Genomic DNA, 611 nt, shown 5'->3' on the forward strand with positions numbered 1-611 from the left:
CGTCTGGCCTGCCGGTTCACCACCGGCACGATCCGTGTCGAGCCGGACGGCCGGCACGTCACCCTGCCCCGGCTGGGTGCGATCCGCGCTCACGAACCCACGGTCAAGCTCCTGACGCGTGTCCAGGCCGGTACGGCGCGCATCCTGTCCGCGGCCGTACGGCACGAGCGAGGGCGCTGGTTCGTCTCCTTTCAGGTGGAGACCGCCCGGGAGATCGTCCGCGTCGACCGGCCGGACGCTGCGGTCGGGATCGATCTGGGGGTGAAACATCTTGCGGTGCTGGCCGACAGCTCCGGCGAAGTACGTTACGAGCCGAACCCGAAGCACCTGGACGGCGCCCTGAAGCTGCTGCGGTTCCATTCCCGCCGAGTCTCCCGGCGGCAGGGACCGGACCGCCGGACCGGCCAGAAGCCGTCGAAACGGTGGGAGAAGGCCAACGCCGGGCGCAGCAAGATCCACCACCGGGTGGCGAACCTGCGCACCGACACGCTTCACAAACTCACCACCCGCGTGCGCGCCGAGTACGGCACGGTCGTGGTCGAAGACCTCAACGTCGCCGGGATGCTGCGCAACAAGCGGCTCGCCCGCCGCGTGGCCGATGCCGGGTTCGG

General features: G+C 70.2%; 1 protein-coding gene. It reads left to right on the forward strand.

All coding sequences use genetic code 11. The features are described 5' to 3' along the window. On the forward strand, nucleotides 1-611 hold a 611-nt coding region (locus tag GFH49_RS01710), incomplete at both ends, for an RNA-guided endonuclease InsQ/TnpB family protein (protein WP_155053934.1).

This window comes from Streptomyces blattellae (assembly GCF_009709555.1).
Taxonomy (GTDB): Bacteria; Actinomycetota; Actinomycetes; order Streptomycetales; family Streptomycetaceae; genus Streptomyces; species Streptomyces blattellae.